General features: G+C 62.3%; 1 protein-coding gene and 1 pseudogene. One reads left to right on the top strand and one right to left on the bottom strand.

Features of this window, described 5'->3' with window-relative positions; genetic code table 11:
• Nucleotides 1-641, top strand: a pseudogene (locus EOA60_RS34050) (cell division protein FtsZ); the annotation flags it as partial.
• 173 nt (nt 642-814) lie between these two features.
• Here EOA60_RS34050 and EOA60_RS38475 read toward each other — a convergent pair.
• On the bottom strand, nt 815-1132 hold a 318-nt coding region (locus EOA60_RS38475; RefSeq protein ID WP_206628392.1), incomplete at its 5' end, for a hypothetical protein.

Below are 1132 nucleotides of genomic sequence, written 5' to 3'. Positions count from 1 at the left end.
CGCGTGCGGCGCGCGATGCCGGCATTTTGACGGTGGCCGTCGTTACCAAGCCTTTCACGTTCGAGGGCAAGCGCAGGTCTCAGGCCGCCGAAGAGGGCATAGAACGCCTTCGCGAAAGCGCCGACACCGTGATCGTCATCCCCAACCAGAACCTTTTCAGGGTCGCCGACGCCAGGACGACGTTTGCCGATGCCTTCGCTATGGCGGACCGTGTTCTCTACGCCGGTGTCGGCTGCATCACGGATCTCATCGTGAAGGAAGGCCTGATCAATCTCGATTTTGCTGACGTGAAGTCGGTGATGCGGGACATGGGCCGGGCGATGATGGGAACCGGTGAAGCCTCGGGGGAGGGCCGCGCAAGGGCGGCGGCCGAGGCAGCAATCGCCAACCCGCTGCTCGATGAGGCTTCCATGACGGGCGCCAGAGGCCTGCTGGTATCGATCTGCGGCGGCACGGACATGACGCTCTTCGAGGTCGACGAAGCCGCGACACGGATACGGGAAGAGGTCGACGCCGATGCCGATATTATCGTCGGCGCCATCTTCGACCAGGCGTTGGCCGGAAAGTTTCGGGTGTCGGTCGTCGCAACGGGTCTGCGGAAGAGCGAAGACATGCCGCAGCTTCAGCAGAGGATCGCCTGAAGCCGGCCTTCCTGGTTGGCGAGATCCCGCCGGCGAATCTCTACTCGTCGCTATGACTTGACTTGGTTGGCTTTCGGTGGCCTGCCCAGGCCCCTACGGCCGGGATGGTGGCGAGCGGATCCTAGCTAGGGTTTTCAGTCGAGCGAAGCTGGAGCAGATCAGCTGGCCATTCTTTAATAACGGGCCATTCTCTCGGCGATGAGGCCCGGGCGGGCTGCGATTTTTGCGCCGGCGCCGGTGAACATTTTTCCCCTGAGACAGTTTGGAGTGCCTTGGGGAATACCGGAAAGCCACTTGGACAACACGGGATTAACGGACAGCACGACCAGTGACGCGGAGCGCTTACTCGCTGTCCGGTCCGCGGGTCTGCAGTGGATCACGGTGGCCGGCTCATATTTCGCCACTGAGGACGGCGAGCCGTGGATGCCGATCGGGCAGAATGACGCGATAAGCTGGCCTGAGCTAAATGGGCTGTTCCGGCGCAAGGACAT

Origin of the sequence: Mesorhizobium sp. M1A.F.Ca.IN.020.06.1.1, assembly GCF_004023265.1 — a bacterium.
Taxonomy (GTDB): domain Bacteria; phylum Pseudomonadota; class Alphaproteobacteria; order Rhizobiales; family Rhizobiaceae; genus Mesorhizobium.
This window is presented reverse-complemented; position numbering and strand designations above follow the sequence as displayed.